General features: G+C 73.0%; 26 protein-coding genes. 16 read left to right on the top strand and 10 right to left on the bottom strand.

Annotated features, from left to right (window positions below; all coding sequences use genetic code 11):
• The first annotated feature begins 14 nt into the window (after nt 1-14).
• From BGP03_RS31965 to BGP03_RS31950, 4 genes are read left to right on the top strand one after another with little or no spacing between them, the layout of a single operon-like run.
• The gene (locus BGP03_RS31965) at nt 15-551 is read left to right on the top strand and encodes a hypothetical protein (RefSeq protein WP_298800572.1); all 537 of its coding nucleotides are present in this window, start codon (nt 15-17) and stop codon (nt 549-551) included.
• 37 nt (nt 552-588) lie between these two features.
• On the top strand, nt 589-1,554 hold the full coding sequence (locus BGP03_RS31960; RefSeq protein ID WP_298800573.1) for a COX15/CtaA family protein: 966 nt from the start codon (nt 589-591) through the stop codon (nt 1,552-1,554).
• A gap of 7 nt (nt 1,555-1,561) precedes the next feature.
• On the top strand, nt 1,562-2,572 hold the full coding sequence (locus BGP03_RS31955) for a quinone oxidoreductase (protein WP_298800574.1): 1,011 nt from the start codon (nt 1,562-1,564) through the stop codon (nt 2,570-2,572).
• Nucleotides 2,569-4,563 carry an alpha/beta fold hydrolase gene (locus BGP03_RS31950; RefSeq protein ID WP_298800575.1) on the top strand — a complete coding sequence of 665 codons (1,995 nt, stop codon included), beginning with the start codon at nt 2,569-2,571 and terminating at the stop codon, nt 4,561-4,563. Before BGP03_RS31955 ends, BGP03_RS31950 begins: the two co-directional genes overlap by 4 nt.
• 230 nt (nt 4,564-4,793) lie before the next feature.
• Here the strand turns inward: BGP03_RS31950 and BGP03_RS31945 are convergent, their stop codons facing one another.
• Both BGP03_RS31945 and BGP03_RS31940 read right to left on the bottom strand, forming a co-directional pair.
• Nucleotides 4,794-5,687, bottom strand: coding sequence for a hypothetical protein (locus tag BGP03_RS31945; RefSeq protein ID WP_298800576.1), 894 nt, complete (start codon nt 5,685-5,687; stop codon nt 4,794-4,796).
• A 144-nt stretch (nt 5,688-5,831) separates the two neighbouring features.
• On the bottom strand, nt 5,832-6,752 hold the full coding sequence (locus BGP03_RS31940; protein ID WP_296377102.1) for a heme o synthase: 921 nt from the start codon (nt 6,750-6,752) through the stop codon (nt 5,832-5,834).
• Nucleotides 6,753-7,023: 271 nt separating this feature from the next.
• On the opposite strand from BGP03_RS31940, the gene tkt reads away from it, so the two are divergent.
• The 7 genes from tkt (at nt 7,024) to BGP03_RS31905 (ending at nt 15,553) form a co-directional block, all read left to right on the top strand.
• Nucleotides 7,024-9,111 (top strand): transketolase, encoded by a 2,088-nt coding sequence (gene tkt / locus BGP03_RS31935; protein WP_296377089.1) that lies wholly within the window; start codon nt 7,024-7,026, stop codon nt 9,109-9,111.
• Nucleotides 9,112-9,119: 8 nt separating this feature from the next.
• Nucleotides 9,120-10,238 (top strand): transaldolase, encoded by a 1,119-nt coding sequence (gene tal, locus BGP03_RS31930; RefSeq protein WP_298800577.1) that lies wholly within the window; start codon nt 9,120-9,122, stop codon nt 10,236-10,238.
• Between the two features lie 68 nt (nt 10,239-10,306).
• Nucleotides 10,307-11,797 (top strand): glucose-6-phosphate isomerase, encoded by a 1,491-nt coding sequence (locus BGP03_RS31925; protein ID WP_296377087.1) that lies wholly within the window; start codon nt 10,307-10,309, stop codon nt 11,795-11,797.
• Nucleotides 11,798-11,867: 70 nt separating this feature from the next.
• Nucleotides 11,868-13,406, top strand: coding sequence for a glucose-6-phosphate dehydrogenase (zwf, locus tag BGP03_RS31920; protein ID WP_296377086.1), 1,539 nt, complete (start codon nt 11,868-11,870; stop codon nt 13,404-13,406).
• Nucleotides 13,407-13,434: 28 nt separating this feature from the next.
• Complete coding sequence (gene opcA / locus BGP03_RS31915) at nt 13,435-14,397, top strand: glucose-6-phosphate dehydrogenase assembly protein OpcA (protein WP_296377085.1); 963 nt, start codon at nt 13,435-13,437, stop codon at nt 14,395-14,397.
• Nucleotides 14,397-15,179 carry a 6-phosphogluconolactonase gene (gene pgl, locus BGP03_RS31910; RefSeq protein ID WP_296377101.1) on the top strand — a complete coding sequence of 261 codons (783 nt, stop codon included), beginning with the start codon at nt 14,397-14,399 and terminating at the stop codon, nt 15,177-15,179. The genes opcA and pgl overlap by 1 nt, the downstream gene beginning before the upstream one ends.
• A complete protein-coding gene (locus tag BGP03_RS31905; protein WP_298800578.1) occupies nt 15,176-15,553 on the top strand; it encodes a hypothetical protein in 378 nt (125 codons plus the stop codon). The genes pgl and BGP03_RS31905 overlap by 4 nt, the downstream gene beginning before the upstream one ends.
• 1,098 nt (nt 15,554-16,651) lie before the next feature.
• Here BGP03_RS31905 and BGP03_RS31900 read toward each other — a convergent pair.
• Nucleotides 16,652-17,152, bottom strand: a complete 501-nt coding sequence (locus tag BGP03_RS31900) for an Lrp/AsnC family transcriptional regulator (protein ID WP_298800579.1) — start codon at nt 17,150-17,152, stop codon at nt 16,652-16,654.
• Between the two features lie 90 nt (nt 17,153-17,242).
• Between BGP03_RS31900 and BGP03_RS31895 the strand changes: the two genes are divergently transcribed.
• A complete protein-coding gene (locus tag BGP03_RS31895) occupies nt 17,243-17,644 on the top strand; it encodes a rhodanese-like domain-containing protein (protein ID WP_296377082.1) in 402 nt (133 codons plus the stop codon).
• Here the strand turns inward: BGP03_RS31895 and BGP03_RS31890 are convergent.
• Complete coding sequence (locus tag BGP03_RS31890; RefSeq protein WP_296377081.1) at nt 17,641-18,903, bottom strand: TrpB-like pyridoxal phosphate-dependent enzyme; 1,263 nt, start codon at nt 18,901-18,903, stop codon at nt 17,641-17,643. The genes BGP03_RS31895 and BGP03_RS31890 overlap by 4 nt on opposite strands.
• Nucleotides 18,904-18,936: 33 nt before the next feature.
• Here BGP03_RS31890 and BGP03_RS31885 point away from each other — a divergent pair, with 33 nt between their 5' ends.
• The 4 genes from BGP03_RS31885 to BGP03_RS31870 all read left to right on the top strand — a co-directional run bounded on the left by BGP03_RS31885 (nt 18,937) and on the right by BGP03_RS31870 (nt 21,618).
• Nucleotides 18,937-19,416 (top strand): glutathione peroxidase, encoded by a 480-nt coding sequence (locus BGP03_RS31885; protein ID WP_298800580.1) that lies wholly within the window; start codon nt 18,937-18,939, stop codon nt 19,414-19,416.
• A gap of 28 nt (nt 19,417-19,444) precedes the next feature.
• Nucleotides 19,445-19,963, top strand: coding sequence for a hypothetical protein (locus tag BGP03_RS31880; protein ID WP_296377079.1), 519 nt, complete (start codon nt 19,445-19,447; stop codon nt 19,961-19,963).
• A gap of 94 nt (nt 19,964-20,057) precedes the next feature.
• Nucleotides 20,058-20,465: a YciI family protein gene (locus BGP03_RS31875; RefSeq protein ID WP_296377078.1), complete on the top strand. Its 408-nt coding sequence runs from the start codon at nt 20,058-20,060 to the stop codon at nt 20,463-20,465.
• Between the two features lie 7 nt (nt 20,466-20,472).
• A complete protein-coding gene (locus tag BGP03_RS31870) occupies nt 20,473-21,618 on the top strand; it encodes a DUF6596 domain-containing protein (RefSeq protein WP_296377100.1) in 1,146 nt (381 codons plus the stop codon).
• Here BGP03_RS31870 and BGP03_RS31865 read toward each other — a convergent pair.
• The 6 genes from BGP03_RS31865 to gap all read right to left on the bottom strand — a co-directional run bounded on the left by BGP03_RS31865 (nt 21,608) and on the right by gap (nt 26,042).
• Nucleotides 21,608-22,405 carry a class I SAM-dependent methyltransferase gene (locus BGP03_RS31865; protein ID WP_296377077.1) on the bottom strand — a complete coding sequence of 266 codons (798 nt, stop codon included), beginning with the start codon at nt 22,403-22,405 and terminating at the stop codon, nt 21,608-21,610. The genes BGP03_RS31870 and BGP03_RS31865 overlap by 11 nt on opposite strands.
• A 6-nt stretch (nt 22,406-22,411) precedes the next feature.
• Nucleotides 22,412-22,753, bottom strand: coding sequence for an RNA polymerase-binding protein RbpA (locus BGP03_RS31860; protein WP_296377076.1), 342 nt, complete (start codon nt 22,751-22,753; stop codon nt 22,412-22,414).
• Nucleotides 22,754-22,763: 10 nt separating this feature from the next.
• Nucleotides 22,764-23,000 (bottom strand): preprotein translocase subunit SecG, encoded by a 237-nt coding sequence (gene secG, locus BGP03_RS31855; RefSeq protein ID WP_296377075.1) that lies wholly within the window; start codon nt 22,998-23,000, stop codon nt 22,764-22,766.
• A 68-nt stretch (nt 23,001-23,068) separates the two neighbouring features.
• A complete protein-coding gene (gene tpiA, locus BGP03_RS31850) occupies nt 23,069-23,854 on the bottom strand; it encodes a triose-phosphate isomerase (protein WP_298800583.1) in 786 nt (261 codons plus the stop codon).
• Entirely contained in the window at nt 23,854-25,032 is a 1,179-nt protein-coding gene (locus BGP03_RS31845) for a phosphoglycerate kinase (RefSeq protein ID WP_298800584.1), read from the bottom strand. Before BGP03_RS31845 ends, tpiA begins: the two co-directional genes overlap by 1 nt.
• The gene (gap, locus tag BGP03_RS31840) at nt 25,029-26,042 is read right to left on the bottom strand and encodes a type I glyceraldehyde-3-phosphate dehydrogenase (protein WP_296377072.1); all 1,014 of its coding nucleotides are present in this window, start codon (nt 26,040-26,042) and stop codon (nt 25,029-25,031) included. Before gap ends, BGP03_RS31845 begins: the two co-directional genes overlap by 4 nt.
• Between the last annotated feature and the right edge of the window lie 105 nt (nt 26,043-26,147).

Raw genomic sequence — 26,147 nt, 5'->3', positions numbered from 1 at the left:
AGGACGCCGCCTCCGTGATCTCTGAAGTGGATCGATGGCACATCCGCACGAACGAGCGGGTGCGGATCGCCGGGCGCCCCGACCTGATCCGCCGCCGGGGCGGGCTGACGTTCGCCGTGCTGCGCGACCGCACCGGCACCGTGCAGCTGTTCGTCGACACGGCGGTGGTTCACCGCGTTCGGCGACGTCGGGGGGCTCGCCGGGGCGCGCGCGTGGGCGAGCCGCACGCCGACGTCGCCGAGACCGTCACGCAGCTGTTCGGCGGCTCCCAGCCGGCCTTCGCCGCGAACGAGCCGTCGGACATCCTGGCCGCACAACGGTTCCCGGACCTGGGCGGCTGGTTCCAGGTCGGGTCCGCCGACGCCGAGCCGCCGGCGGCGATCGGGCAGCTCGCGCCGCTGGCGCGGGCCGCAGGGAGCACCACCTGCCTCGTGACGATGCCCGACCGGGGGCACACGTTCGACGTCCGGTCGGCCGCGTTCGCGCAGTCGCTGCCCTTCTTCGCGGGCCGCCCGGGCCTCGCCCCGGCGGGGGCGTGCCCTGCGGGGTAGGCAGGCCGCCACGCGCCGCCCAGCCTACGATCGGACCGTGGCCCGACCCGCGTTCCTCGACCGCATACCCCCCACGTCGCCCACCGTCATGCGGCGGCTCGCGATCCTCACCGTGATCGGCCAGGCCGGCATCGCGGTCACGGGATCCGTGGTGCGCGTGACGGGATCCGGGCTCGGCTGTCCGACGTGGCCGCAGTGCTTCCCCGACAGCCTCGTGCCCACGCCGCACCCCGAGGTCGCCGCGCTCACCCAGTGGATCGAGTTCAGCAACCGCCTGCTGACGTTCGTGCTGGTCGTGGCGACCGGGCTGGCGTTCCTCGCCGCGGTCAACACCCGGCCCCGGCGCCGCCGGCTCACCTGGCTCGCGCTCGCGCAGCCCCTCGGCGTCGTCGCGCAGGCCGTCATCGGCGGGTTCGTCGTGCTGGCCGGGCTCGTGTGGTGGAGCGTCGCGATCCACTTCATGGTGTCGATGTTCTTCGTGTGGATGGCCGTGCAGCTCGTCGACGCGGCGGGCGACGGCGACGGGCCGGCCACACGGGTCGTCCCGGGCGCGGTGCGCGGGCTGATCGCCACCAGCAGCGTGGTGCTCGTCGCGCTGCTGGCCGCGGGCACGTTCGTGACGGCCTCCGGGCCGCACGCGGGCGACGCCAAGACCCCCCGTCTCGGGCTCGGGGTGCAGGCCACCGCGCAGCTGCACTCCGACATCCTGTTCGCCTACCTCGGGCTCGTCGTCGGCATCGGGTTCGCGCTGGCGGCCACCGGGGCGTCGCGGCGGATGTGGCGGCGCTACACCGCGCTGGTGGTGCTGGTGATCGCGCAGGGCGCGCTCGGCGGCATCCAGTACGCGCTGGGGGTGCCGGAGGTGCTCGTGTCGTTCCACGTGCTGGGCGCGGGGCTCGTCACGATCGGGGCGGCGTTCCTGTGGTCGGGCACCACCGAGCGCACGCATCCCACCGACGCCGTCGCGCCCACAGCCGACCTGGTGGGCACCGGACGGGCATGATCTGGGCGTGCGCGCCATTCAGATCACCGAGGCCGGTGGGCCCGACGTCCTGACCCCCGTCGACATCCCGGAGCCCGAAGCGGGGCCGGGCGAGCTGCTCGTCGAGGTGGCGGCGGCCGGGGTCAACTACATCGACACCTACCAGCGCGAGGGCATCTACCCGATGTCGCTGCCCTACGTGCCCGGGCTGGAGGGCGCCGGGCGCGTCCTCGCGGTGGGCCCGGACGTCACGGAGTTCGCCGTCGGCGACCGCGTCGCCTGGTCGGAGACCCTCGGCACCTACGCCGAGCGCGTCGCCGTCCCGGCCGCGAAGGCCGTGCCGGTGCCGGACGGCGTGTCCGACGAGGCCGCGGTGGGTGCCCTGCTGCAGGGCATGACCGCCCACTTCCTCGTCCACGACACGTTCCCGGTGGCCGAGGGCGAGACCGTGCTCCTGCACGCCGCCGCGGGCGGGGTCGGGCTGCTGCTCACCCAGATGCTCACCGCCCGGGGCGTGCGCGTGATCGCCACCGTCTCCACGGCGGAGAAGGCGGCCCTGGCCCGCGGGGCCGGGGCCGCCGAGGTGATCAACTACAGCGAGGTCGGCAGCGCTGATTCCGCCTCCGCGAAGGAGAGTGCGTCGGCGCGTGTGGCCGCCGCGGTCCGCGCGCTCACCGACGACGAGGGCGTGGCGGTGGTGTTCGACAGCGTCGGTCGCACCACCTTCGACGCGAGCCTCGCGAGCCTTCGGCGCCGCGGCGCGCTCGTGCTCTTCGGCGCCGCCAGCGGCCCGGTGCCGCCGGTGGACCCCCAGCGCCTCAACGCCGCGGGGTCGATCTTCTTCGTCCGGCCCAAGCTGTTCGACTTCGTCGTCACCCGCGAGGAGCTCACCACCCGGGCCGCCGCGGTGTACGCCGCCGTCGCCGACGGCACGCTCGACGTCCGGATCGGGCACCGCTACCCGCTGGCCGAGGCCCGCACCGCCCACGAGGACCTGCAGGGCCGCCGCACCACCGGGAAGGTGCTGCTCGTCCCATGATCGGTGACCTCCAGGCCTACCAGCGGATCCCCCGGGTCGCTGGGCTCGCACTCTCTTCCGACGGCACCCGGCTCGTCGCCGTCGTCTCGACGCTGGACCCCGACGGCACGCGGTTCCGGCCCGCGCTGTGGGAGATCGACCCGGCCGGTGCCGCCTCGCCCCGACGCCTGACGCGGGGCACCACCGGTGAGTCGTCCCCGGTCTTCACCCCTGCGGGTGGGCTGCTGTTCACCTCCGCCCGACCCGACCCGTCGGTCAAGGAGCAGCCCGCCGACGCCCCGGCCGCCCTGTGGCTGCTGCCCGCGACCGGGGAGCCCTACGTGGTGGGCACCCGTCCCGGCGGCCTCGGCGACCCCGTGGTGGCCAGGGGCGCCGGCACGGTGGTCGCCACGGCGATGACGCTGCCCGCGGCCGTCACCGGCGAGGACGACGAGGAGCGCCGCAAGGACCGTCGCGAGAAGAAGGTCACCGCGATCCTGCATGCGGGCTACCCCGTGCGGTTCTGGGACGCCGATCTCGGCCCGGACGAGCCGCGCCTGGTGGCGGGCACGGTCTCGCCGGAGGGCCCCGTGACCTGGACCGACCTCACGCCGACGCCCGGCTCCGCGTTCCGCAACACCTCCTACGACGTCACCCCCGACGGCGCCACGGTCGTCGCGGCGCGGCGCACTCCCGGGCCCGGCGGCGTCACGCACGTGTCGCTCGTGGCGATCGACGTGGCCACGGGCGAGCAGCGCACCCTCGCGGCCGATCCGGCGTTCGAGTTCTCCGGGCCCGTCGTCTCGCCCGACGGCACGCGGGTGGCGTGCTTCCGCGAGTCCCTGTCCACGCCGACCACGCCCGTGGACTCCCGCCTCGTCGTGCTCCCGCTGGCCGGCGGCGAGCCCGTGGACGCCGCACCCGGCTGGGACCGCTGGGCCACCTCGGTGAAGTGGACCTCCGACGGCACCGCGCTGGTCGTCACCGCCGACGACCAGGGCCGCTCCCCCGTCTTCCGCGTCGAGGACGGGCGGGTGACCCGGCTGACCGGCGACGACGGCGCCTACACCGACGTGCAGGTGGCCCCGGACGGCACGCTCTACGCGCTGCGCAGCGCGATCGACGCCCCACCGGCCCCGGTCCGCCTCGATCCGGCCACACCGGACCAGCAGCCGGTGCTGCTGCCCGCGCCAGGTACTCCCGAGGACCTGCCGGGCACGCTGACCGAGGTGCACGCCACCGCGGAGGACGGCTCGCCGCTGCGATCGTGGCTGGTGCTCCCCGCCGGCACCACCGCACCGGCGCCGCTGGTGCTGTTCATCCACGGCGGCCCGCTGGGCAGCTGGAACGCCTGGCAGTGGCGGTGGAACCCGTGGCTGCTCGCGGCCCGTGGCTACGCGGTGCTGCTGCCCGACCCGGCGTTGTCCACCGGATACGGCCTGGACTTCGTCGCCCGCGGATGGGGCGCGTGGGGCGCGGCGCCCTACACCGACCTGATGGCGCTCGCCGACGCCGCCATCGACCGGGACGACATCGACGCCGACCGCACGGCCGCGATGGGCGGCTCGTTCGGCGGCTACATGGCCAACTGGGTGGCCGGCCACACCGACCGCTTCCGGGCGATCGTCACCCACGCGAGCCTGTGGGCCCTCGACCAGTTCGGCCCCACCACCGACGACGCCGGCTACTGGCTCCGCGAGATGACCCCGGCGATGGCCCGCGACAACAGCCCGCACCGGCACGCCGACGCGATCACGAGTCCGATGCTGGTCATCCACGGCGACCACGACTACCGCGTGCCCGTCGGCGAGGCCCTGCGGCTGTGGTGGGACCTGGTCAGCCGCCACGAGGGCGAGCCGGAGGAGATGCCGCACCGCTTTCTCTACTACCCCGACGAGAACCACTGGATCCTGACGCCGAACAACGCCGTGACCTGGTACGAGACGGTGCTGGCCTTCCTGGACCACCACGTCCTGGGTCAGGACTGGTCGGTGCCCGACGCCCTCCGGTAGCCGACCTCGCAGCCCGCGGATCTCGTCGCAGCACGCCGGCGGGCTGCGACGTGGCAACACGGGCTGCGAGATGCACGACGGGCTGCGACGTCGGACGGCGGCTGCCGCCACCCTCGCCGACGGCCCGCGGCCCCGACGCGCCCACCGCGCAGCCGGTAGGACACCTCGCAGCCCATAGATCTCCTCGCAGCACGCCGGCGGGCTGCGAGGTGGCAACACGCGCTGCGAGATCAGCGCAGGAGGTACCGCAGGCGGGTGGCCACCTCGTCGAAGGGGGACACGTCGCGCCACGTCCACCGCGTCATGCGCAGGTCCTCGTCGCGGATGGCGTCCTCGCGGATCTTCTCCTCGAACACCGCATCACCCGGAGCCTGGCCCGGGCGCAGCAGACGGCCGTACTTGATCTTCCCGTCGAACTCGGCGACCACGCGGAACCGCGGCCAGGCGAAGTCGACACGGCCCAGCGACAGGCCCGACCGCGTCACGACCTCCCACTGCAGCACCGGCGCCGGGATCCCGGCCATCGTCATGGCGACGCGACTGCGGGACTCGCCCACGCTCTCGCTCAACCCGTCGGCGAACCCGATGGCCCGGCGCGCCGCGGGGCTGCCCGGCCGCCGCACGCAACGGGCCAGTGCCCCGTCCAGCTCGCCCACGGTGACCAGCTTCCTGTGCAGCGCCGAATCCGCCACCACCACGGCCTGCTCGAACGGCACCGACCGCGCGATGTCGGCGACCGTGCGCGCCCGCGTCGTGACCGTGATGCCGTCCACCGAGGTGATCTCGTCGGGTTCCAGAGGCGCCGCGCGCAGGTGCACCCCGGCCCCACGGCGGGCCCCCGACCGGCGGGAACGCGTGGCGCCGACCCTCCCGAGCGGGATTCCCCACGCGTCCATGCCGTGCAGCAGCGCCGCGGAAACGTGGCTGATCACCGCGTCCGGCGCGAGGTCGGGCACGGCAGCCCGGACGGCCACGAGGTGCCGCAGCTCGGGCTGCGACGGCGGCGCGCCGAGGGTGTAGCTGCCGCGGCGCACCGGGGCCAGCCGCCCGTCACGCAGGAACTGCCGCACCTCGGACGGCGCGTACCCCGAGGCGAGCAGCTCACTGCGTCGGGTGATCTCCATGGGAGAAGCGTGGCGGGCCGCAGCCCGACGCGGGGCCGGTTCGCCCGATCTGTGGACAACCCCGACCTCGCAGCCCGTGTGGTGTCCTCGCAGCTCGCCGGCGTGCTGCGAGGAGCACGACGGGCTGCGACGTCGAACGAACCGCTAGAAGGGCCAGCCCAGGACCGGCAGGCCCACCGCCGCGTCCACCGCGATGGCCAGGAACAGGCCGCAGAGGTACATGTTCGAGAGGTGGAACAGCTTCATCGGCTTCGGCTCCTGGCCCCCGGCCACCTCGTGGTGGAGGCGGTGGGCCTTGAACACGAAGTAGGCGCCGCCCAGCACGGCCACCGCGGCGTAGATCCAGCTCGTGGCGGGCAGCAGCAGGAACGTCCAGGCCGCCATCACCCAGGAGTAGGCGACGATCCGGCGCGACACCTGCACCGGCGTGGCCACCACGGGCAGCATCGGGACGCCGGCGGCGGCGTAGTCGTCGCGGTAGCGCATGGCCAGGGCCCAGAAGTGCGGCGGTGTCCAGAAGAAGATCACACCGAACATCACCAGCGCCGGCCACTGCACGGTGCCGGTGACCGCGGCCCACCCGATGACGACGGGCATGCAGCCCGCGGCCCCGCCCCACACGATGTTCTGCGAGGTGCGGCGCTTGAGCAGCAGCGTGTAGACGAGCACGTAGAACGCGATGGCCGCGACGGACAGGCCGGCGGCGAGCCAGTTGGTGGTGAACCCGAGCCACACCGCGGAGAGCGCCCCGAGCACCAGGCCGAAGATCAGCGCGTTGCGCGGGGGGACCTCGCCCTTGGCCAGCGGCCGCCGGGCGGTGCGCTTCATGACCTTGTCGATGTCGGCGTCGACCACGCAGTTGAGCGCGTGCGCGCTGGCCGCCGCCGCGGCGCCGCCCACCAGGGTGGCGATGATCAGCCACACCGACGGGATGCCGCGCTCGGCCAGGAACATCGCCGGGACCGTGACGACCAGCAGCTGCTCGATGATGCGGGTCTTGGTGAGGCCGAGGTAGGCCTGCACGGTGTCCCGGGTCCGCTGCAGAACCGACGGTGCCGGGGGCACCTGCGTGGGTCCCGAGTGCGACACAGGCACAGTCACCGGGCAAACCTCGAATCCACATGTGGTGGGAGTACTTCTACGGCTTGTCGATGGTAGCCGCAGGTATGGGTGCGGGGCATGCCGGGTAGACCGCGGGTGACAACTCCCCGCGACATCGCCGGGAGATCACACCTACCACGCCGACGTGGCTAGGCTGACCCGCAGAGCCGGGCGCCGGCATCCCTGCCACGCGTACCGCCTGCCCGAACCCCACCAGAAGTCCCCAGGGAGTGCTGTGGCTGACACCGACATCGAGACGCTGACCCGGGCTGTGCTGCCCGACGACTGGACCGAGCTCGACACGCGCGCCGTGAACACGGTGCGCGTGCTCGCGGCCGACGCCGTCCAGAAGGTCGGCAACGGTCACCCGGGCACGGCCATGAGCCTCGCCCCGCTGGCCTACACCCTGTTCCAGCGCGTGATGCGCCACGACCCGAGCGACGAGGACTGGATCGGCCGCGACCGCTTCGTGCTGTCGTGCGGCCACTCCAGCCTCACGCTCTACATCCAGCTGTACCTCTCCGGCTACGGCCTGGAGCTCGACGACCTCAAGGCGCTGCGCACCTGGGGCTCCAAGACCCCGGGCCACCCGGAGCACCGCCATACCCCCGGTATCGAGATCACCACGGGCCCGCTGGGCCAGGGCCTCGCGTCCGCCGTGGGCATGGCGATGGCCGCGCGCCGCGAGCGCGGGCTGTTCGACCCCGAGCCCGCGGTCGGCGAGAGCCCGTTCGACCACCAGATCTACGTCATCGCCTCCGACGGCGACATCGAGGAGGGCGTCACCTCCGAGGCGTCGTCCATCGCCGGCACCCAGCAGCTGGGCAACCTGACGCTGGTCTACGACGACAACAAGATCTCCATCGAGGACGACACCACCATCGCGCTGTCCGAGGACACCGCCGCGCGCTACGCCGCCTACGGCTGGCACGTGCAGGTGGTCGAGGGCGGCGAGAACGTCGTCGCCATCGAGGCGGCGCTCAAGGCCGCCAAGGAGGAGACGACGCGCCCGTCGCTCATCCTGCTGCGCACGATCATCGGCTACCCGGCGCCCAAGAAGATGAACACGGGCAAGGCGCACGGCTCGGCACTGGGTGACGAGGAGGTCGCCGCGGTCAAGGTCGCGCTGGGCTTCGACCCGGACAAGACCTTCGAGGTGGCCGACGAGGTGCTCGCCCACGCCCGCAAGGTCGGCGAGCGCGGCACCGCGGCCCGCAAGGAGTGGACCACCTCCTTCGACGCCTGGGCCGAGCGCGAGCCCGAGCGCAAGGCGCTGCTCGACCGGATGCTCGGCCGCACCCTGCCCGACGGCTGGGAGAAGGCGCTGCCCAGCTGGGACGTCGACCCCAAGGGCATCGCGACGCGGAAGGCCTCCGGCGAGGTGCTGCAGTCGCTGGCCGACGTGCTGCCCGAGCTGTGGGGCGGCTCGGCCGACCTCGCGGAGAGCAACAACACCACGATGGAGGGCGCCGACTCGTTCGGCCCCGCCTCCACGAAGACGAAGATGTGGAACGCCCAGCCCTACGGCCGCACGCTGCACTTCGGCATCCGCGAGCACGCGATGGGCTCGATCCTCAACGGCATCGCGCTGCACGGCCCCACCCGCCCCTACGGCGGCACGTTCCTCGTGTTCAGCGACTACATGCGCGGCGCCGTCCGGCTGGGCTCGCTCATGAAGTCGGCCGTCATCTACGTCTGGACGCACGACTCCATCGGTCTCGGCGAGGACGGCCCCACCCACCAGCCGATCGAGCACATGGCGGCGCTGCGGGCCATCCCGGGCCTGTCGATGCTGCGCCCCGGTGACGCCAACGAGACCGCGGCCGGCTGGAAGGCCGCGCTGGAGCGCCCCGAGGGGCCCGTGGGCATGGCGCTGTCGCGGCAGAACCTGCCCGTGCTGGAGGGCACGTCCGCCGAGGGGGTGGCCAAGGGCGGCTACGTCCTCGCCGACGCCACGTCGGGCACGCCCGAGGTGATCCTCATCGCCACCGGCTCCGAGCTGCAGCTCGCCGTGGAGGCACGGGAAACCCTCGAGGCCGACGGCGTGCCCACCCGCGTCGTCTCGATGCCCTGCGTCGAGTGGTTCGACGAGCAGGACGCCGCGTACAGGGAGTCCGTGCTCCCGGCGGACGTGAAGGCGCGCGTGTCCGTCGAGGCGGGAATCGCCATGCCGTGGCACCGGTTCACCGGTGACGCGGGCGAGAACATCTCGATCGAGCACTTCGGCGCCAGCGCCGACGCCGCCACGCTGTTCCGCGAGTTCGGCTTCACGGCCGAGAACGTCGTCGCCGCGGCCCGCCGCAGTCTCGCCAAGATCTCCTAGGAGGAACAATGAGCACCGACCGACTGGGCGACCTCGCGGCCGCCGGAGTCTCCATCTGGCTCGACGACCTGTCACGGGAGCGCCTCGCCACGGGCAACCTGCAGGGCCTCATCACCGACAAGCACGTCGTCGGCGTCACCACCAACCCCACGATCTTCGCCGGCGCGCTGTCGAACGGCGAGTTCTACGACCAGCAGGTGCGCGAGCTCGCCGGCCGCGGCGCGTCCGTCGACGAGGCGGTCAACGAGATCACCGTCGCCGACGTCGTGCACGCCTGCGACCTGTTCGCCGGCACCTACGAGGCCACCGGCGGCCTCGACGGGCGGGTGTCGCTCGAGGTCGACCCGCGGCTGGCCCACGACACCGCCGCCACCGCCGCGCAGGCGCTGGACCTGTGGAAGGCCGTGGACCGGCCCAACCTGCTGGTCAAGATCCCCGCCACCGAGGACGGCCTGCCCGCCATCACCAGCGCGCTCGCCGAGGGCGTGTCCGTCAACGTCACGCTGATCTTCTCCGTCGAACGCTACCGCCTGGTCATGGCCGCCTTCCTCGACGGGCTGGAGCAGGCCGCGGCCAACGGGCACAACCTCGCCGGCATCGCGTCGGTGGCGAGCTTCTTCGTCTCCCGCGTCGACACCGAGATCGACAAGCGGCTCGAGGCCATCGGCACCGACGAGGCGCTCGCGCTGCGCGGCAAGGCCGGGGTCGCGAACTCCCGGCTCGCCTACGCGGCGTTCCAGGAGATCTTCTCGGGCCCCCGCTGGGAGGCCCTGGAGGCCAAGGGCGCCAAGGCCCAGCGGCCGCTGTGGGCGTCCACCGGCGTGAAGAACCCGGACTACTCCGACACCCTCTACGTCACCGAGCTCGTCGTCGCCGACACCGTCAACACGATGCCGGAGAAGACGATGATGGCGTTCGCCGACCACGGCGAGCTGGTGCCCGGTGGCGACGCCGTCACCGGCACCGCGGCCGAGGCCCAGAAGGTGTTCGACGCCGTCGCAGGCGTCGGCATCGACCTCACCGACGTGTTCCTCACGCTGGAGAACGAGGGCGTCGAGAAGTTCGAGAAGTCCTGGGCCGAGCTGCTGGAGACCGTGCAGGGTCAGCTCGGTGGAGCGAAGAAGTAGCGGCCCATGACCCCGCCGATCAGCATCACGGCGAGCGTTCGCTCGGCGCCACCGGTGGAGGAGCACGCGTGAACCCTGACGCGGTGGCGCTCGCCGTCCCGCCGCCGGCCGACGTGGTCGAGCGGCTGGTCGGCGACGCCGTCGCGTCCCGGATCGCGGCGGGCGACACCACCGTCTGGCCGCGCGCGGCCAGACCGGGCTGGGTCTCCGCCGCGCGCGGGGCCCGGCCGCTGGTCGGCGAGATCGAGGGCCTGCACGAGCGGCTGCGCGTCGCCGGGCTCACCCGCGTGGTCCTGGCCGCGGCCGGCGGGGTCGGCGTCGCGGCCGAGGTGATCGCCGACGCCGGCATCCTGCCCACCCGGCTCATCGTGCTGGACGGCACCGATCCCGTGCAGGTCGCCGACGCGGTCGCCGGCGACCTCGACGCCACGGTGCTGGTGGTCAGCGCGCCCCCGGGCGAGGACACCACCGCGGTGGAGCTCCTGTGGGACACCGTCGCCACCGCGTTCCGGCTCGACGGGCTCGACCCGGACGAGCACACCGTGCTCGTCACCGCCCCCGACGGCCCGCTGCTGGCCCGGGCGGGCGGGGCCACCACGGTGCTGGGCCCGCCGGACGTCGACGGGCCGTGGGCGGTGCTCACGGCGTTCGCCATGGTCCCGGCCGGGCTCGCGGGCGCCGACGTCGGGGTCCTGCTGGCCGACGCCCTGGACACCGGCCCCGCGCTCGCCGAGGACCACGCCGACAACCCGGCGCTGGCCGTCGGGGCGCTGCTCGCGCAGGCCCCGCTGGTCGCGGTCGCCGGGGCCGGGCCGCTGGCCGAGTGGGTGGCGCAGCTCCTGGCCGGCGGCCTGGGCAAGGACGGCCGCGGCCCGCTGCCGGTGCTGGTCGAGGCCCCGGACGCGCCGGGCTGGACGGCGCCGGGTGTGCTCACCGTGGCCGTCGACGGGGCGGGCGAGGCCGACGTCACCACCGACGGCCCGGCCGCCATCCAGCTGCTGGTGTGGCTGTACGCCACCGCAGTGGCCGCGCACCTGCTGGCCGTCGACCCCACCGACCGGCCCGACGCCCGCACCCCGGTGATGGACGCGGCCGCCGCTCCGACGTTCGCCGACGGGATGGTGGACGTGCACGCCGGCGACTGGCTGCCCCCCGACACCGTCACCGTCGAGGGTGCGCTGCGGGCCCTGCTGGACGGTACGGGCACCGACCACCTCGCCGTCCACGCCTACCTCGACCGTCACGACGACGCCTCCGCCGCCGTCCTGCGCCCGGAGCTGAACCGCCGAACGGGGCTCGTCACCACGTTCGGCTGGGCCCCGCGGTGCCTGCCCGGGTCCGGCCAGCGCGACAAGGGCGGCCCCGCCGGCGGCGTGGTCTGCCAGGTGACCGGGTCCGGCGAACCCGACGAGGACGACGCCCTGGGCGCCCTGCAGATCGGCCAGGCCCGCGCCGACGCCGCCGCCCTCGCCGACCGGGGCCGCCGCGTCCTGCGGCTGCACCTCACCGACCGCGTAGTCGGGCTCGTGACGCTGGTGCGCGCCGTGCAACAGCTGTGACCACCGCACTGCCATGATGTGCCCGCCCCGCTGATCCACTACCGACCGTCACGAGCGACTGGGAGACCGAATGAGCACCGACGGGTGGAAGAACCCCCTTCGGGACCCACGAGACAAGCGGTTGCCGCGCATCGCGGGTCCGTGCGGGCTGGTCATCTTCGGAGTCACCGGCGACCTCTCGCGCAAGAAGCTGATGCCGGCCATCTACGACCTCGCGAACCGCGGTCTGCTGCCGCCGGGCTTCGCCCTCACCGGTTTCGCCCGCCGCGACTGGGAGACCCAGGACTTCGGCCAGGTCGTGCTCGACGCGGTGAAGGCCCACGCCCGCACCCCGTTCAACCAGACGGTGTGGGACCGGCTGTCGGAGGGCTTCCGCTTCGTGCAGGGCAGCTTCGACGACGACGACGCGTTCGACCGGCTCGAGCAGACCGTCGAGCAGCTCGACGAGATCCGCGGCACCAACGGCAACCACGCGTTCTACCTCTCGATCCCGCCCAACGCGTTCCCCGTGGTGTGCAAGCAGCTCGCACGCTCGGGCCTGTCGGCGCAGGAAGGGCTCGACCAGTGGCGCCGCGTCGTCATCGAGAAGCCGTTCGGCCACGACCTCAAGTCGGCGATCGAGCTCAACGGCATCGTCAACGAGGTGTTCCCCGAGGACTCGGTGTTCCGCATCGACCACTACCTCGGCAAGGAGACGGTCCAGAACATCCTGGCGCTGCGCTTCGCCAACCAGCTGTTCGAGCCGATCTGGAACTCCCACTACGTCGACCACGTCCAGATCACGATGGCCGAGGACATCGGCCTCGGCGGCCGCGCGGGTTACTACGACGGCATCGGCGCCGCCCGTGACGTGATCCAGAACCACCTTCTGCAGCTGCTCGCGTTCATCGCGATGGAGGAGCCCACCTCGTTCAGCTCCAACGAGCTGCGCAGCGAGAAGATCAAGGTCCTCAACGCCACCAGGCTCGTCGGCCCGCTCGACGAGACCACCGCCCGCGGCCAGTACGCCGGCGGCTGGCAGGGCGGCGAGCTCGTGCCGGGGCTCAAGGAGGAGGAGGGGTTCAACCCCGAGTCCCACACCGAGACCTACGCGGCCATCACCTGCGAGATCGACACCCGGCGCTGGGCCGGTGTGCCGTTCTACCTGCGCACCGGCAAGCGCCTGGGCCGCCGCGTCACCGAGATCGCGGTGATCTTCAAGCGCGCGCCGCACCTGCCGTTCGACGCGACGATGACCGAGGAGCTCGGCCAGAACGCGTTCGTCATCCGCGTGCAACCCGACGAGGGTGTCACGATGCGGTTCGGGTCGAAGGTGCCGGGCAGCCTCATGGAGGTCCGTGACGTCACGATGGACTTCGGCTACGGCAGCGCGTTCACCGAGGCCTCCCCGGAGGCCTACGAGCGCCTGATCCTCGACGTCCTGCTCGGCGAGCCGTCGCTGTTCCCGGTGAACGAGGAGGTCGAGCGCTCCTGGGAGATCCTCGACCCGGTCATCGAGCACTGGGCCGCCGAGAAGGCCGGACCCGATCCCTACCCCGCCGGGTCCTGGGGCCCGGAGTCGGCCAACACCATGCTCGCGCGCACGGGCCGCACCTGGAGGCGTCCATGATCCCCGAGTCCGAGCTTGCGAGGCGAGCATGATTACCGATCTTCCTTCCACCTCCGTCTCCGCGGTCAACAAGAAGATCGTGGAGCTGCGCGACAGCGGCGGCGTCATGGCGCTGGGTCGAGTACTGACCCTGGTCATGATCACCGACGACGGCAACAACATCGAGAGCTCGATCGAGGCGGCCAACGCGGCCAGCCGCGAGCACCCGTGCCGCGTGATCGTGCTGGCCCGGGGCGTCCGCAAGGCCGCCCCGCGCCTCGACGCGCAGATCCGCGTGGGCGGCGACGCCGGGGCCAGTGAGGTCGTCGTGCTGCGCGGCTACGGCCCGCTCGCCGTCGAGGACGCCGGAGCCGGCATGGTCATGCCGCTGCTGCTGCCCGACGCGCCAGTCGTGGCGTGGTGGCCGGGCGAGGCGCCCGCCAACCCGTCGCAGGACCCGGTGGGCAAGCTCGCACAGCGCCGCATCACCGACGCGCTCGCGTCGAAGAACCCGCTCAAGGCGTTCGAGCAGCGCCGGGCCAACCACGTCGCCGGCGACACCGACCTGACCTGGACGCGGCTGACGCCGTGGCGGGCCCTGCTCGCCGCCGCGCTGGACCACCCGCCGCACGAGCCGGTCACCGCGGCCACCGTCGCGGGCGAGGCGGTCTCGCCGTCCACCGATCTGATGGCGGGCTGGCTCGCCGCGCGGCTGGGCACGAAGGTCAAGCGCTCGCCCGCGGCCACCGGCCCCGGCCTGGTGTCGGTGCGACTGGAACGCTCCGGCGGGCCGGTGGAACTGGTCCGGCCCGACGGCAAGGTCGGCAGCCTGCGCCAGCCCGGGCAGCCCGACCGGCTCGTGGCCCTGGCCCGGCGCGAGGTGCGCGACTGCCTCGCCGAGGAGCTGCGCCGCCTCGACCCCGACGAGACCTACGGCGAGGCCCTGGCCGGCGTCGCCACGATCTCGAAGGGCCGCACCGCGGTGAAGATCCCCACGTTGGCGGGCACGTGATGGCGGCCGCCGCCGATGTGGCCGTCCACGCCGACGCCAACGTGCTCGCCACGGCGGCGGCGGCCCGCCTGATCACGCGGCTCGTCGACCTGCAGGCCGCCGGCAACGTCCCCAAGATCGTGCTGACCGGCGGTGGGGTCGGCGTCGCGATGCTGCAGCAGGTGCGGGCCACCGTCGCCCGCGACGCCGTGGACTGGAGCAACGTCGAGTTCTACTGGGGCGACGAGCGGTTCCTGCCGCCCGGCGACCCCGAGCGCAACGACACGCAGGCCCGCGCCGCGCTGCTCGACCACATCCGGGTGGACCCCGCGAAGGTGTTCCCGATGGGTGCCGACACGGGCACCGGCCCGTCCGGGGCGGAGGCGGCGGCGCAGGAGTACGCGGAGCTGCTGGCGTCCAAGGCGCGGCCCGAGGACCACGGGCCCACGCCCTCGTTCGACGTGCTGATGCTCGGGATGGGCGGGGAGGGCCACACCGCGTCGGTGTTCCCGCACTCCCCCGCGGTCTACGAGACCGAGCGCACGGTCGTCGCGGTGCACGGCTGCCCCAAGCCGCCGCCCACCCGCGTGTCGATGACGCTGCCCACCATCCGCCGCGCCGCCGAGGTGTGGATCATCACGGCGGGCGAGGAGAAGTCGGCCGCGGTCGCGATGGCGCTGGGCGGGGCGGGCGAGGTCGCCATCCCCGTCGGTGGGGCGCAGGGCCGCCGCCGCACCCGCTGGCTGCTCGACCGGGCCGCGGCGTCCAAGCTCCCCCGGGACCTGGTGCCGGCGATCGGGTGATCCACCTGATCGTCGACGGCGCCAACGTCGTGGGCTCGCGGCCGGACGGCTGGTGGCACGACCGTCCGGGCGCGGCCCGGCGGCTGGCGGAGCAGCTGGTGTCGGCCGACCTGACCGGACTGACCGGCGCCCCTCTGACGGTGCACCTGGTGCTGGAGGGGAAGGCGAAGCGGGCCCTGCTCCCCGACGCCCCGGGCTTCCACATCGTCCTGGCCGAGGCCGACGGAGACGCGACGATCGCCGCTCTGACCGCGGAGCTGGCGGCGGACCCGGTGCTGGTGGTGACCGCCGACCGCGCTCTCCGCGCCCGCGTGGAAGCGGTGGGCGCGGGGACAACAGGCCCCGGCAGCCTCCTGAAGCTCCTCGGCGGCTGACCCGCTCCCCGCGAGTCGCCCGATTCAGGAGGGCGAGTCGCCCGATCCGCCCCGGCGGGTTCGCCATCTCGCGGCCCGAGTTCGCCATCTCGCCGCCGCTCCGCTGAGAGCAGCACCTGAGTGCGTCGATCGTGACGAAGCCGCGCTGTGGTTGCAGTCGACTCTCGGTCGGGTGTACCCAAGGCGACGGCAGTGGCGCGGGGGACGGTGCCGGGCGGCGGGGCGGAGCCAGGCGGCGGGGCGGAGCCAGGCGGCGGGGCGGAGCCGGGCCGGGGAGGCGGAGCCGGGCCGGGGAGGCGGAGCCGGGCCGGGGGGTGCCCGGCCGGGGGGCTGCCGGAACGGGGGGCTGCCGGAACGGGGGGCCGGGCCGGGGGGGCGGTGGCAGCGCGAGGTGAGGCCAGCGGCGCGTGGGACAGCGGTGAGGCAGGTCAGCGGTGAGGCAGGTCAGCGGCCGCAACCGACCGACCACAGCTCCGGCGCCGGCTCGCAGTGCGCCTCACCGGTGACGCACCAGGAGCGCCGCCCACCAGCACCCCGATCGCCGGGTTCGCCGCGGTGGCCACCACCAGCGGCATGATCAACGCTTGGGGACCTCGCACCGTGTCGGGTACGGTTCACGGCCCCCGGACGACGATCGTGAACGGGTCGTGTGGCCATGATCGTCGGCCGGGGACGCGTAGCCGTCTGCCGTGCGGTTGCCGGTCCCGACGTGATGGTCACCCCTGCGCCGCCGACGATCTCCGGCTCGACGCAGCACCGGAGAGCCCCGGCACCGGCCGAGCCCGCCCTACCGGCCCACCCAGCACCAGTGGCGCAGTCCCCTGCGAGCGCACACCGGGCCGTGTTCCCACCAGCACAGCGCTCCCACCAGGCGACCGGCTGGTCCGACCGCGCCACCGTCCGACTGCGCCACCGTCCGACCGCGCCACCGTCCGACCGCGCTACCTCCTGACCGCACCACCGTCCGACTGCGCCACCGTCCGACCGCGCTACCTCATGACCGCACCACCGTCCGACGCACCACCTCCAGACCGCGCCACCGTCCGACGCACCACCGGCAGACCGCTGCCGTTCAGGCCCGCCCGTCGGCTCCGCCCCTCAGGCCCGCCGGCGGGACGCGCTCGCCGCTGCCCCGCTGGCCCCGACCGCGCTGCCCACCACCGGCCGCCGGGGAAGCGGGCTGGAGTAGACGACGCTCGTGGTGACCGCGCCGAGGCCGGAGACGCGGCCCGTGACCTCCTCCAGGTGCTTCATGGACCGGGCCCGGACGGTGAGCACGAAGCAGTCCTCGCCCGTGACGTGGTGCGCCTCCCCCACCTCAGGCGTGCTGGCGAGCAGGGCGTGGAAGGGCTTGTAGTTGCCGTGCGGGTAGCGCAGGCGCACCAGCGCGAGGATCGTCAGCCCGAGCTTCTCCGGGTCGACCTCGGCGGCGTACCCGGTGATCACACCGGTGTCCTCCAGCCGCCGCACCCGCTCGGTCACGGCACTGGGCGAGAGCCCGACGAGCCGGCCCAGGTCGGCGTAGCTGGCCCGGCCGTCGCGCTGCAGGGCCTCCAGCAGGCGCCAGTCGACATTGTCCAGGTTTTCCACGGCCACCATCCGACAATACCGTGGATTCCCTGACCTGTTCAGCGTCGGACCGTGGAATGTGTCTTCGCGAGGAGAGGGTGCGCTCGTAGCGTTCCCGCCATGGACCCCGTCGCCTTCTTCACCGCCCGGCTCACGTTCCAGACCGACGTCTCCGACGTCCACGCCGCACTCCCCGGGCGCGGCTTCGTGCTGGTCGACTCCCGCAGCACCGCCGCGTGGAACCAGGGCCACATCCCCGGGGCCGTCCACCTGCCCACCGCGGAGATCCCGGACCGGGCCGAGGTGCTGCTCGACCCGGCCGTCCCGGTGGTCACCTACTGCTGGGGCCCCGGATGCAACGGCGCCACCCGCGCCGCCCTCGCGCTGGCGCGGCTCGGCTACGACGTCCGGGAGATGATCGGCGGGTTCGAGTACTGGTCGCGCGAGGGGTTCGCGGTGGACGGACCGGCCGGGCTCGTGGAGCACCCGGCCGATCCGCTCACCGCGCCCTGTGGCTGCTAGCTGCCCTGCTCGTCCGGCAGCCGGCCGTTGTTGTACTCGTCGTACGCAGCGAGGTCGAGGAAGCCGTGGCCGCAGTAGTTGAAGAGGATGACCTTCTCCTCACCGGTCTCCTTCGCGGCCAGTGCCTCGTCGATCGCGGCGCGGATGGCGTGCGCGCACTCGGGCGCCGGGATCTTGCCCTCGGTCCGGGCGAACTGGACGGCGGCCTCGAACACCTTGCCCTGCGGGTACGCCACCGCCTCCATCCGCCCGTCGCGCACGAGCTGGGAGATCAGCGGCGAGTCGCCGTGGTAGCGCAGCCCGCCCGCGTGGATCGACGGTGGTACGAACTTCGCGCCCAGGCTGTACATCGGCAGCAGCGGGGTGAGGCCCTCGGTGTCGCCGAAGTCGTAGCCGAACTCGCCCTGGGTCAACGTCGGGCACGACAGCGGCTCCACCGCCAGCAGCCGCACGTCCGCGTCGGGCACGAACGGGAACGCGATGCCGCCGAGGTTGGACCCCCCGCCGCACGGCGCGATGACGACGTCGGGCAGCCGCTCCCCCGCCAGCGCGAGCTGCTCCTTGGCCTCGATGCCGATCACGGTCTGGTGCAGCAGCACGTGGTTGAGAACGGATCCCAGCGAGTAGTGGGTGTCGGCGCGGCCGACGCAGTCGCGCACGGCGTCGGAGATGGCGTTGCCGAGCGAACCGGGGTGCGACGGGTCGTCGACCGGGGAGGCGACGACCTCACCGCCCCACGTCTCCATCGCGATGCGCCGGTAGGGCTTCTGGTCGTAGGAGGCGCGGACCATGTAGACCTTGAGGTCGAGGTCGAACTGCGCGCACGCGAACGACAGCGCCGTGCCCCACTGCCCCGCGCCGGTCTCCGTCGACAGGCGCGTGATGCCCTCGGCCTTGTTGTAGAACGCCTGCGGCACCGCGGTGTTGGTCTTGTGGCTGCCCGCGGGCGAGCCGGACTCGTCCTTGAAGTAGATGCGCGCCGGCGTGCCCAGCGCCTTCTCCAGCCGGACGGCCCGCTGCAGCGGCGTCGGGCGCCAGAGCTTCAGGATGTCGAGCACCTCACCGGGGATGTCGATCCACGGCTCCGCACTCACCTCCTGCCCGATCAACGCCATCGGGAACAGCGGCGCGAGGTCGTCGGGGCCGACCGGCTCCCGCGTGCCCGGGTGCAGCGGCGGCTGCGGGGGGCTCGCGAGATGGGGCACCACGTTGAACCAGGCCGTGGGGATCGAGGAGGGGGGCAGCGTCCACCGCGTCATTTCCGGAGAGTAGCGCGACGTAGGGTCGAGATCATGCCCCTTCTCGACACCCCCATCGCGGCTCTCGACGGCACCCCGCTCGACCCGCCCACCGGCAAGACGGTGCTCATCGTCAACGTCGCCTCCCGGTGCGGCCTCACCCCGCAGTACACCGGGCTCGAGCAGCTGCAGGAGCGCTACGCCGACCGCGGATTCACCGTCCTCGGCGTGCCGTGCAACCAGTTCGGCGGCCAGGAGCCCGACACTCCTGCGGAGATCGCGACGTTCTGCTCCACCACCTACGGCGTCAGCTTCCCGATGACCGAGAAGATCGACGTCAACGGCGCCGGCCGGCACCCGCTCTACGCCGAGCTCACCACCACCCCCGACGCCGACGGCACCGCGGGCGACGTGCAGTGGAACTTCGAGAAGTTCCTCGTCGGCCCGGACGGCACGGTGCTGGCACGTTTCCGGCCGCGCACCGAGCCCATGTCGCGCGAGGTCACGGCCGCCATCGAGGCCGCGCTCGGCTAGCACCGGACCCGCATGGCACCCTGGGCCCGTGCACCGGACGGGGGGACTGGCGACCGCGGGAGTGCTGCTCGTGGCCGCCGGCCTGCTCACGGGGTGCACGAGTGAGCCCGCCGAGCCCGTCCCGCAGGCCCAGCCGCCCGCACCCCCGGCCGCGTGCCTGCTCGACGGCGCGGAGCTGGCCGCCACCACCGGCGTCACCTGGATCCCGGACCAGTCGATGGCCACCGACACCCGCTGCGTCTACGACCCCGCCGGCAACCCCGGTCCGGCCGGTTTCCTGGCCGTCGACGTCACCTCGTCCACCGACGACGCCGCCAGCGAGCTCGACACGATCGCCCAGCTGTGCGAGAGCGGGTCCCGGGCGGACGTGAAGGCGGCCGACGGCGGGTTCGTGTGCCGCTTCGACGGCGACGGCGTGTACGCCGCGCTCGTGCAGGGCGGGCGGGTGGTGACGGTCGCGTCCTCCGCGGTGCCGCCCGGCACCACCACCGCGCGCCTGGCCGTGGCCTTCACCCAGCAGCTGACGGCGATCGGGAGAACGTCCTAGAAGTACTCCGGCCCCGGTGTCGAGAACGACGGGGCGGCTCCGTCCCAGGGGCGGATGCGGCCACCGGGGCCGCACCGGACCGAGGAGAACCACCATGGCGAAGTACCTGCTTCTCAAGCACTACCGCGGCGCCCCCGAGGCCGTCAACGACGTCCCGATGGACCAGTGGACGCCGGGCGAGGTCGAGGACCACTTCCGGTACATGAACGACTTCGCCGCCCGGCTCGAGGGCACCGGCGAGTACGTCAGCAGCCAGGCGCTCTCCCCCGAGGGCACCTTCGTCCGCCACGACGGCGAGGGCCGGCCGCCGGTCACCGACGGGCCGTTCGCGGAGACGAAGGACCTCATCGCCGGCTGGATGATCATCGACGTCGACACCTACGAGCGGGCGCTGGAGCTCGCCGGCGAGCTGTCGGCCGCACCCGGCGCCGGCGGCAAGCCGATCCACGAGTGGCTCGAGCTGCGCCCGTTCATGGGCGAGGCGCCGACCGTCACCGAGTGATCCGGTGATCGACGAGCTGCTGCTGCGGGAGCTGACGCCCGCGGTGACCGGCGTCCTCGTGCGTCGCGGGGTGGACTTCGCGACGGCCGAGGACGCCGTGCAGGAGGCGCTCCTCCAGGCCACGCGGACGTGGGCGGAGCAGCAGCCGGCCGACCCGAAGGGTTGGCTGGTCACGGTGGCCTGGCGCAAGTTCCTCGACGCCCACCGCGCCGAGACCTCGCGCCGGCACCGGGAGGAGCGGGTCGAGACCGAGCCGCCGCCCGGGCCCACCGAGAGCGCGGACGACACGTTGGCTCTGTTCTTCCTGTGCGCCCACCCGTCGCTGACGCCGGCATCCGCGGTGGCGCTCACGCTGCGCGCCGTCGGCGGGCTGACCACCCGGCAGATCGCCGCCGCCTACCTCGTGCCGGAGGCGACGATGGCGCAGCGGATCAGCCGGGCCAAGCGGACGGTCGCCGACGTGCGGTTCGACCAGCCGGGCGATCCGGCGACCGTGCTCCGCGTGCTCTACCTGGTCTTCAACGAGGGGTACACCGGCGACGTCGACCTGGCGGCCGAGGCGATCCGGCTCGCCCGGCAGCTGGCGTCGGTGACCCGGGACGAGGAGACCGCCGGGCTGCTGGCGTTGATGCTGCTGCACCACGCCCGCCGCCCGGCCCGGACCCGCGACGACGGCAGCCTCGTTCCCCTGGCCGGGCAGGACCGCTCCCGCTGGGACACCGCGCTCATCGCCGAGGGCGTCGCGATCCTGCAGGCGGCGCTGGCCCGCGACCGGCTCGGCGAGTACCAGGCCCAGGCCGCCATCGCCGCGCTGCACGCCGACGCGCCGCGCGCCGAGGAGACCGACTGGGCGCAGATCGTCGGCTGGTACGACGAGCTGCTGAGGCTCACCGGGAGCCCGGTGGTCGCGCTCAACCGGGCCGTCGCGGTCGGCGAGGCCGACGGCCCGTCGGCCGGGCTCGCGGCCCTGGCCGAGGTGGACCCCGGACTGCCCCGCCACACCGCGGCCTCGGCGTATCTCCACGAGAAGGCCGGAGACCTGCCGGTCGCCGCCCGGCTGTACGCCGACGCGGCGCGGTCCGCGCCCAACCTCGCCGAGCGCCGCCACCTCACCCGGCAGGCGGCGCGGATCAGCCAGCAGATCAGCCGGTGATCCGGACGACCACCTGCTCGTTGTCGAGCGTGTACGCCTCGTAGGTGAAGCCCACGCCGTACGCCGCGACGTACTCGGCCCAGGCGCGGGCCTCGTGGGCCTTCCAGCCGGGGTAGTTGAAGAACTCGTCGAACACCACGACGCTGCCCGGCCGCAGCCGCGGCCCGACCTGCTCCAGCACCGTGACGGCCGAGCCGTACAGGTCGGCGTCGACGTGCAGGAGGTCCACCGGGCCCGGGTGCGCCGCCAGGAAGCCCGGAAGCGACTCGTCGAACAGACCCACCACCAGGTCCGCGCCCGGCACCTCCGGCGGCGCCTCGACGTCGAACGTGCCGCAGGCGAACCCGGCCCGCCAGTCCTCCGGCAGGCCGTCGAAGGAGTCGAAGCCGAACACGCCACCCTCGCGCCGGGCAGCGATGATCTTCAGCGTGGTGCCCGTGTAGACCCCGAACTCCAGCGCCATGCCGCCCGTCGGCGCCAGGGAGAGCGCGTGTTCGAGGGTGGCGTGGGGATGGCCGAAGTGGCGGGCCCCGGTCATCTCCCGCTGCACGAACCGGGCGGTGGACGCCACGGCCTCGCGTTCCGCGGCCGCGAAGGTGTCGCGTCGGTCGCGGATCTCGACGGCGCGCAGCTCCTCGAGCACCCGGTCGGCCACCCGGTCTGCCTCCGCGCGGAACTCCGCGCGGAGCCGGGCGACGAGCTCCTCGGTCTGCTCCGACCGGTGCCGGGCGACGGACTCGTCCACCGCCCGCACCAGCCGGGCCCGCAGTGCCGCGCGGATGCCCACCGGGACCTACAGCTCCCGGGACGCTCGCAGCCGGCCGAGAGCCTCCTCGAGGATGGCCGCGCCGTCGGCGTCGCTGCGGCGCTCCTTCACGTACGCGAGGTGGGTCTTGTACGGCTCCGTGCGGGGCGCGGCCGGCGGGTTGGTGTTGTCCTGGCCGCCGGGGAGGCCGCAGCGCGGGCAGTCCCACGAGTCGGGGATCTCCGCGTCGGCCGCGAACGACGGCGTGGTGACGTGCCCGTTGGTGCAGTAGTACGGGATGTGCAGCCGGGCGGCGGTCTCGCCGCGCTCGGACTCGCCCATCGGACCGGCACCCACCCTGGTGCCGCGGATCGCGTTGCCGCCTGACATGGCCATCTCCTCAGACCCCGATCTTGACGAGCAGACCGGTGCCGATGATGGCGATGATCCAGATGGCTCCCACGAACAGCGTGAGCCGGTCGAGGTTCTTCTCGACGACGCTGGAGCCCGAGAGGCTCGACTGCACGCCACCACCGAAGAGCGTCGACAACCCGCCGCCGCGACCGCGGTGCAGGAGGATCAACAGCACCAGCACGACGCTGGTGACGATCAGCACGATCTGCAGGGCGAGTTGCATCCATCCTCATTCTCGTCACGCGCGAGACCACTCTGCGTCGCGCCCGGACGACCAGGGTACAAGCAGCCCTACGGCAGGGGTCCACCGGCCGCGATCGCGCACAACTGCGGGAACTCGTCGACGTCCAGGCTCGCCCCGCCGACCAGTGCCCCGTCGACGTCGGCCTCGGCCACGATCTCACCGACGTTCTTGGCCTTCACCGAGCCGCCGTAGAGCACCCGGACGCCGGCGGCGAACGCGTCACCGTAGAGCGACGCGAGGGTCTGGCGCAGCGCGCCGCACACCTCCTGGGCATCGGCCGCGCTGGCCACCCGCCCGGTGCCGATGGCCCAGACCGGCTCGTAGGCGACCACGAGCTCCTCGGCCTGCTCCGCGGTGACGCCCTCGAGAGCCGCCGTGAGCTGCGCCGTGCAGTGGGCCACGTGCTTGCCCGCCTCGCGGACCTCCAGCCCCTCACCGACGCACAGGATCGGCGCGAGGCCGTTGCGGATGGCCGCCTGCACCTTGCTGCCCACCACCGCGTCGGTCTCGCCGTGGATCTCGCGACGCTCGGAGTGCCCGACGATCACGTACGTGCAGCCGAGCTTCTTGAGCATGACGCCCGAGATGTCGCCGGTGTAGGCGCCGGAGTCGTGCGGGGAGAGGTCCTGCGCACCGTGGACCATCAGCAGCCCGTCGCCGTCGATCATGGTCTGGACGCTGCGGATGTGGGTGAACGGCGGGATCACCGCCACCTCGACCTTGGCGTAGTACTTCTCCGGCAGCCCGTAGGCGAACTTCTGCATCAGGGCGATGGCCTCGAAGTGCGTGAGGTTCATCTTCCAGTTGCCCGCGATGAGCGGCTTTCTCGCCATCAGGTGTTCTCCAGAACTGCCACGCCGGGAAGGGTCTTGCCCTCGAGGTACTCCAGCGACGCGCCGCCGCCGGTGGAGATGTGGGAGAAGCCGTCCTCGGGCAGTCCCAGGGTGCGCACGGCCGCGGCCGAGTCGCCGCCGCCGACCACGCTGAACGCCGTGCCGTCGACGATCGCCTGCGCCACCCCGCGGGTGCCCTCGGCGAACGGCGCCAGCTCGAACACGCCCATCGGGCCGTTCCAGAAGACGGTCTTCGCGCCGGCCAGCACCTCGGCGAACGCCGCGACCGAGGCCGGGCCGATGTCGAGACCCTTCCAGCCGTCGGGGATCGCGTCGGCGTCCACGGTCTGCGTGGTCGCCTCCGCCGAGAAGTCGTCGGCCACCACGACGTCGGTGGGGAGCATGATCTTGCCCGACTCCAGCAGCTTGCGGCAGGTGCCGATCTGGTCGGACTCCAGCAGCGAGTCCCCCACGCCGTAACCCTGCGCGGCCAGGAACGTGAAGCACATGCCGCCGCCGACGAGCAGCGCGTCGACCTTCGGCAGCAGCGCCTCGATCACCGCGAGCTTGTCGGAGACCTTGGAGCCGCCGAGCACCACGGCGTAGGGCCGCTCGGGCTTCTCGGTGAGCCGGCGCAGGACCTCGACCTCCGACAGCACGAGCCCGCCCGCGTAGGCGGGCAGGATCTGCGCCACGTCGTAGACCGACGCCTGCTTGCGGTGGACCACGCCGAACCCGTCGGAGACGAACGCGGCGTCGTCGCCCACCAGCGCGGCGAGCTCACGGGCGAACGCCGCGCGGTCGTCGTCGTTCTTGCTGGTCTCGCGGGGGTCGAAGCGGATGTTCTCCAGCAGCACGACGTCGCCGGCGGCCATGTTCGGCAGGTGCTTCGCGCCGAACTCGACCAGCCGCACCGGGGCACCGAGCAGGTCGCTGAGCCGGTCGGCGACCGGCGCGAGCGAGTACTTCTCCTCCGGGCCGCCCTTCGGCCGGCCCAGGTGCGCGGTGATCACTACCAGGGCACCCGCGCCGGAGAGCTCCTGGATGGTGGGCAGCGAGGCGCGGATGCGCCCGTCGTCGGTGATGGTCGTGCCGTCCAGCGGGACGTTCAGGTCCGACCGGACGAGGACGGCACGACCCTCCACACCCTCGTCGATGAGGTCGTCGAGCGTGTTCACAGCTTCGACGCCACCAGGCCGGTGATGTCGACGAGGCGGTTGGAGTAGCCCCATTCGTTGTCGTACCAGCCGACGATCTTGACCTGGTCGCCGATGACCTTCGTCAGGCCCGCGTCGAAGATGCAGGAGTGCGGGTCGGTGACGATGTCGGAGGAGACGATGGGGTCCTCGGTGTAGAGCAGGATGCCCTTGAGCGGGCCCTCGGCGGCGGCCTTCATCGCGGCGTTGACCTCGGCGGCCGTGGTCTCGCGGCCGACGGTGACCGTCAGGTCGGTGGCCGAGCCCGTGGGGATCGGCACGCGCAGCGCGTAGCCGTCGAGCTTGCCCTTGAGGTGCGGCATGACCAGCGAGATCGCCTTCGCGGCGCCGGTGGAGGTGGGCACGATGTTCAGCGCGGCGGCGCGGGCGCGACGCAGGTCCTTGTGCGGGCCGTCCTGCAGGTTCTGGTCCTGCGTGTAGGCGTGGATCGTGGTCATCAGACCCTGCTGGATGCCGACGAGGTCATCGAGCACCTTGGCCATGGGGGCGAGGCAGTTGGTGGTGCAGGACGCGTTGGAGATGACGTCCTGGCTACCGTCGTAGTCGCCGTCGTTGACGCCCTTGACGATCGTGATGTCCTCGCCGGTGGCCGGCGCGGAGATGATGACCTTCTTGGCGCCGGCCTCGAGGTGCTTGGCGGCCGCCTCGCGCTTGGTGAAGATGCCGGTGGACTCGACCACGACGTCGACGCCGAGGTCCTTCCAGGGCAGCTCGGCGGGGTCGCGCACGGCCAGGCCCTTGAAGCCCTTGCCGTCGACGATGATCTCGTCGTCGGTGGAGCTCACGCCGTAGGGCAGGCGACCCAGGATCGAGTCGTACTTCAGCAGGTGCGCCAGCGTCGCGTTGTCGGTGATGTCGTTCACCGCCACGATCTCGATGTCGCTGGTTCCGGCCACGCGCTGCGCGTCGACCGCGCGCCAGAAGTTGCGTCCGATCCGTCCGAACCCGTTCACGCCAACCCGCACCGTCACGGTGCCTCCTTCGACCTCGTAGGACGACCACTCGATTCGGTGCCCACCCTATCGGCCGCGCGACGCGCCCGGGACCCCCCGTTCGGAATCGATCCACCGCCCGTC

The organism is Pseudonocardia sp. 73-21, from assembly GCF_001899645.1.
Classification (GTDB): Bacteria; Actinomycetota; Actinomycetes; order Mycobacteriales; family Pseudonocardiaceae; genus Pseudonocardia.
Note: the sequence above shows the minus strand (reverse complement) of the source record. Positions and strands in the feature narration are given on the sequence as shown.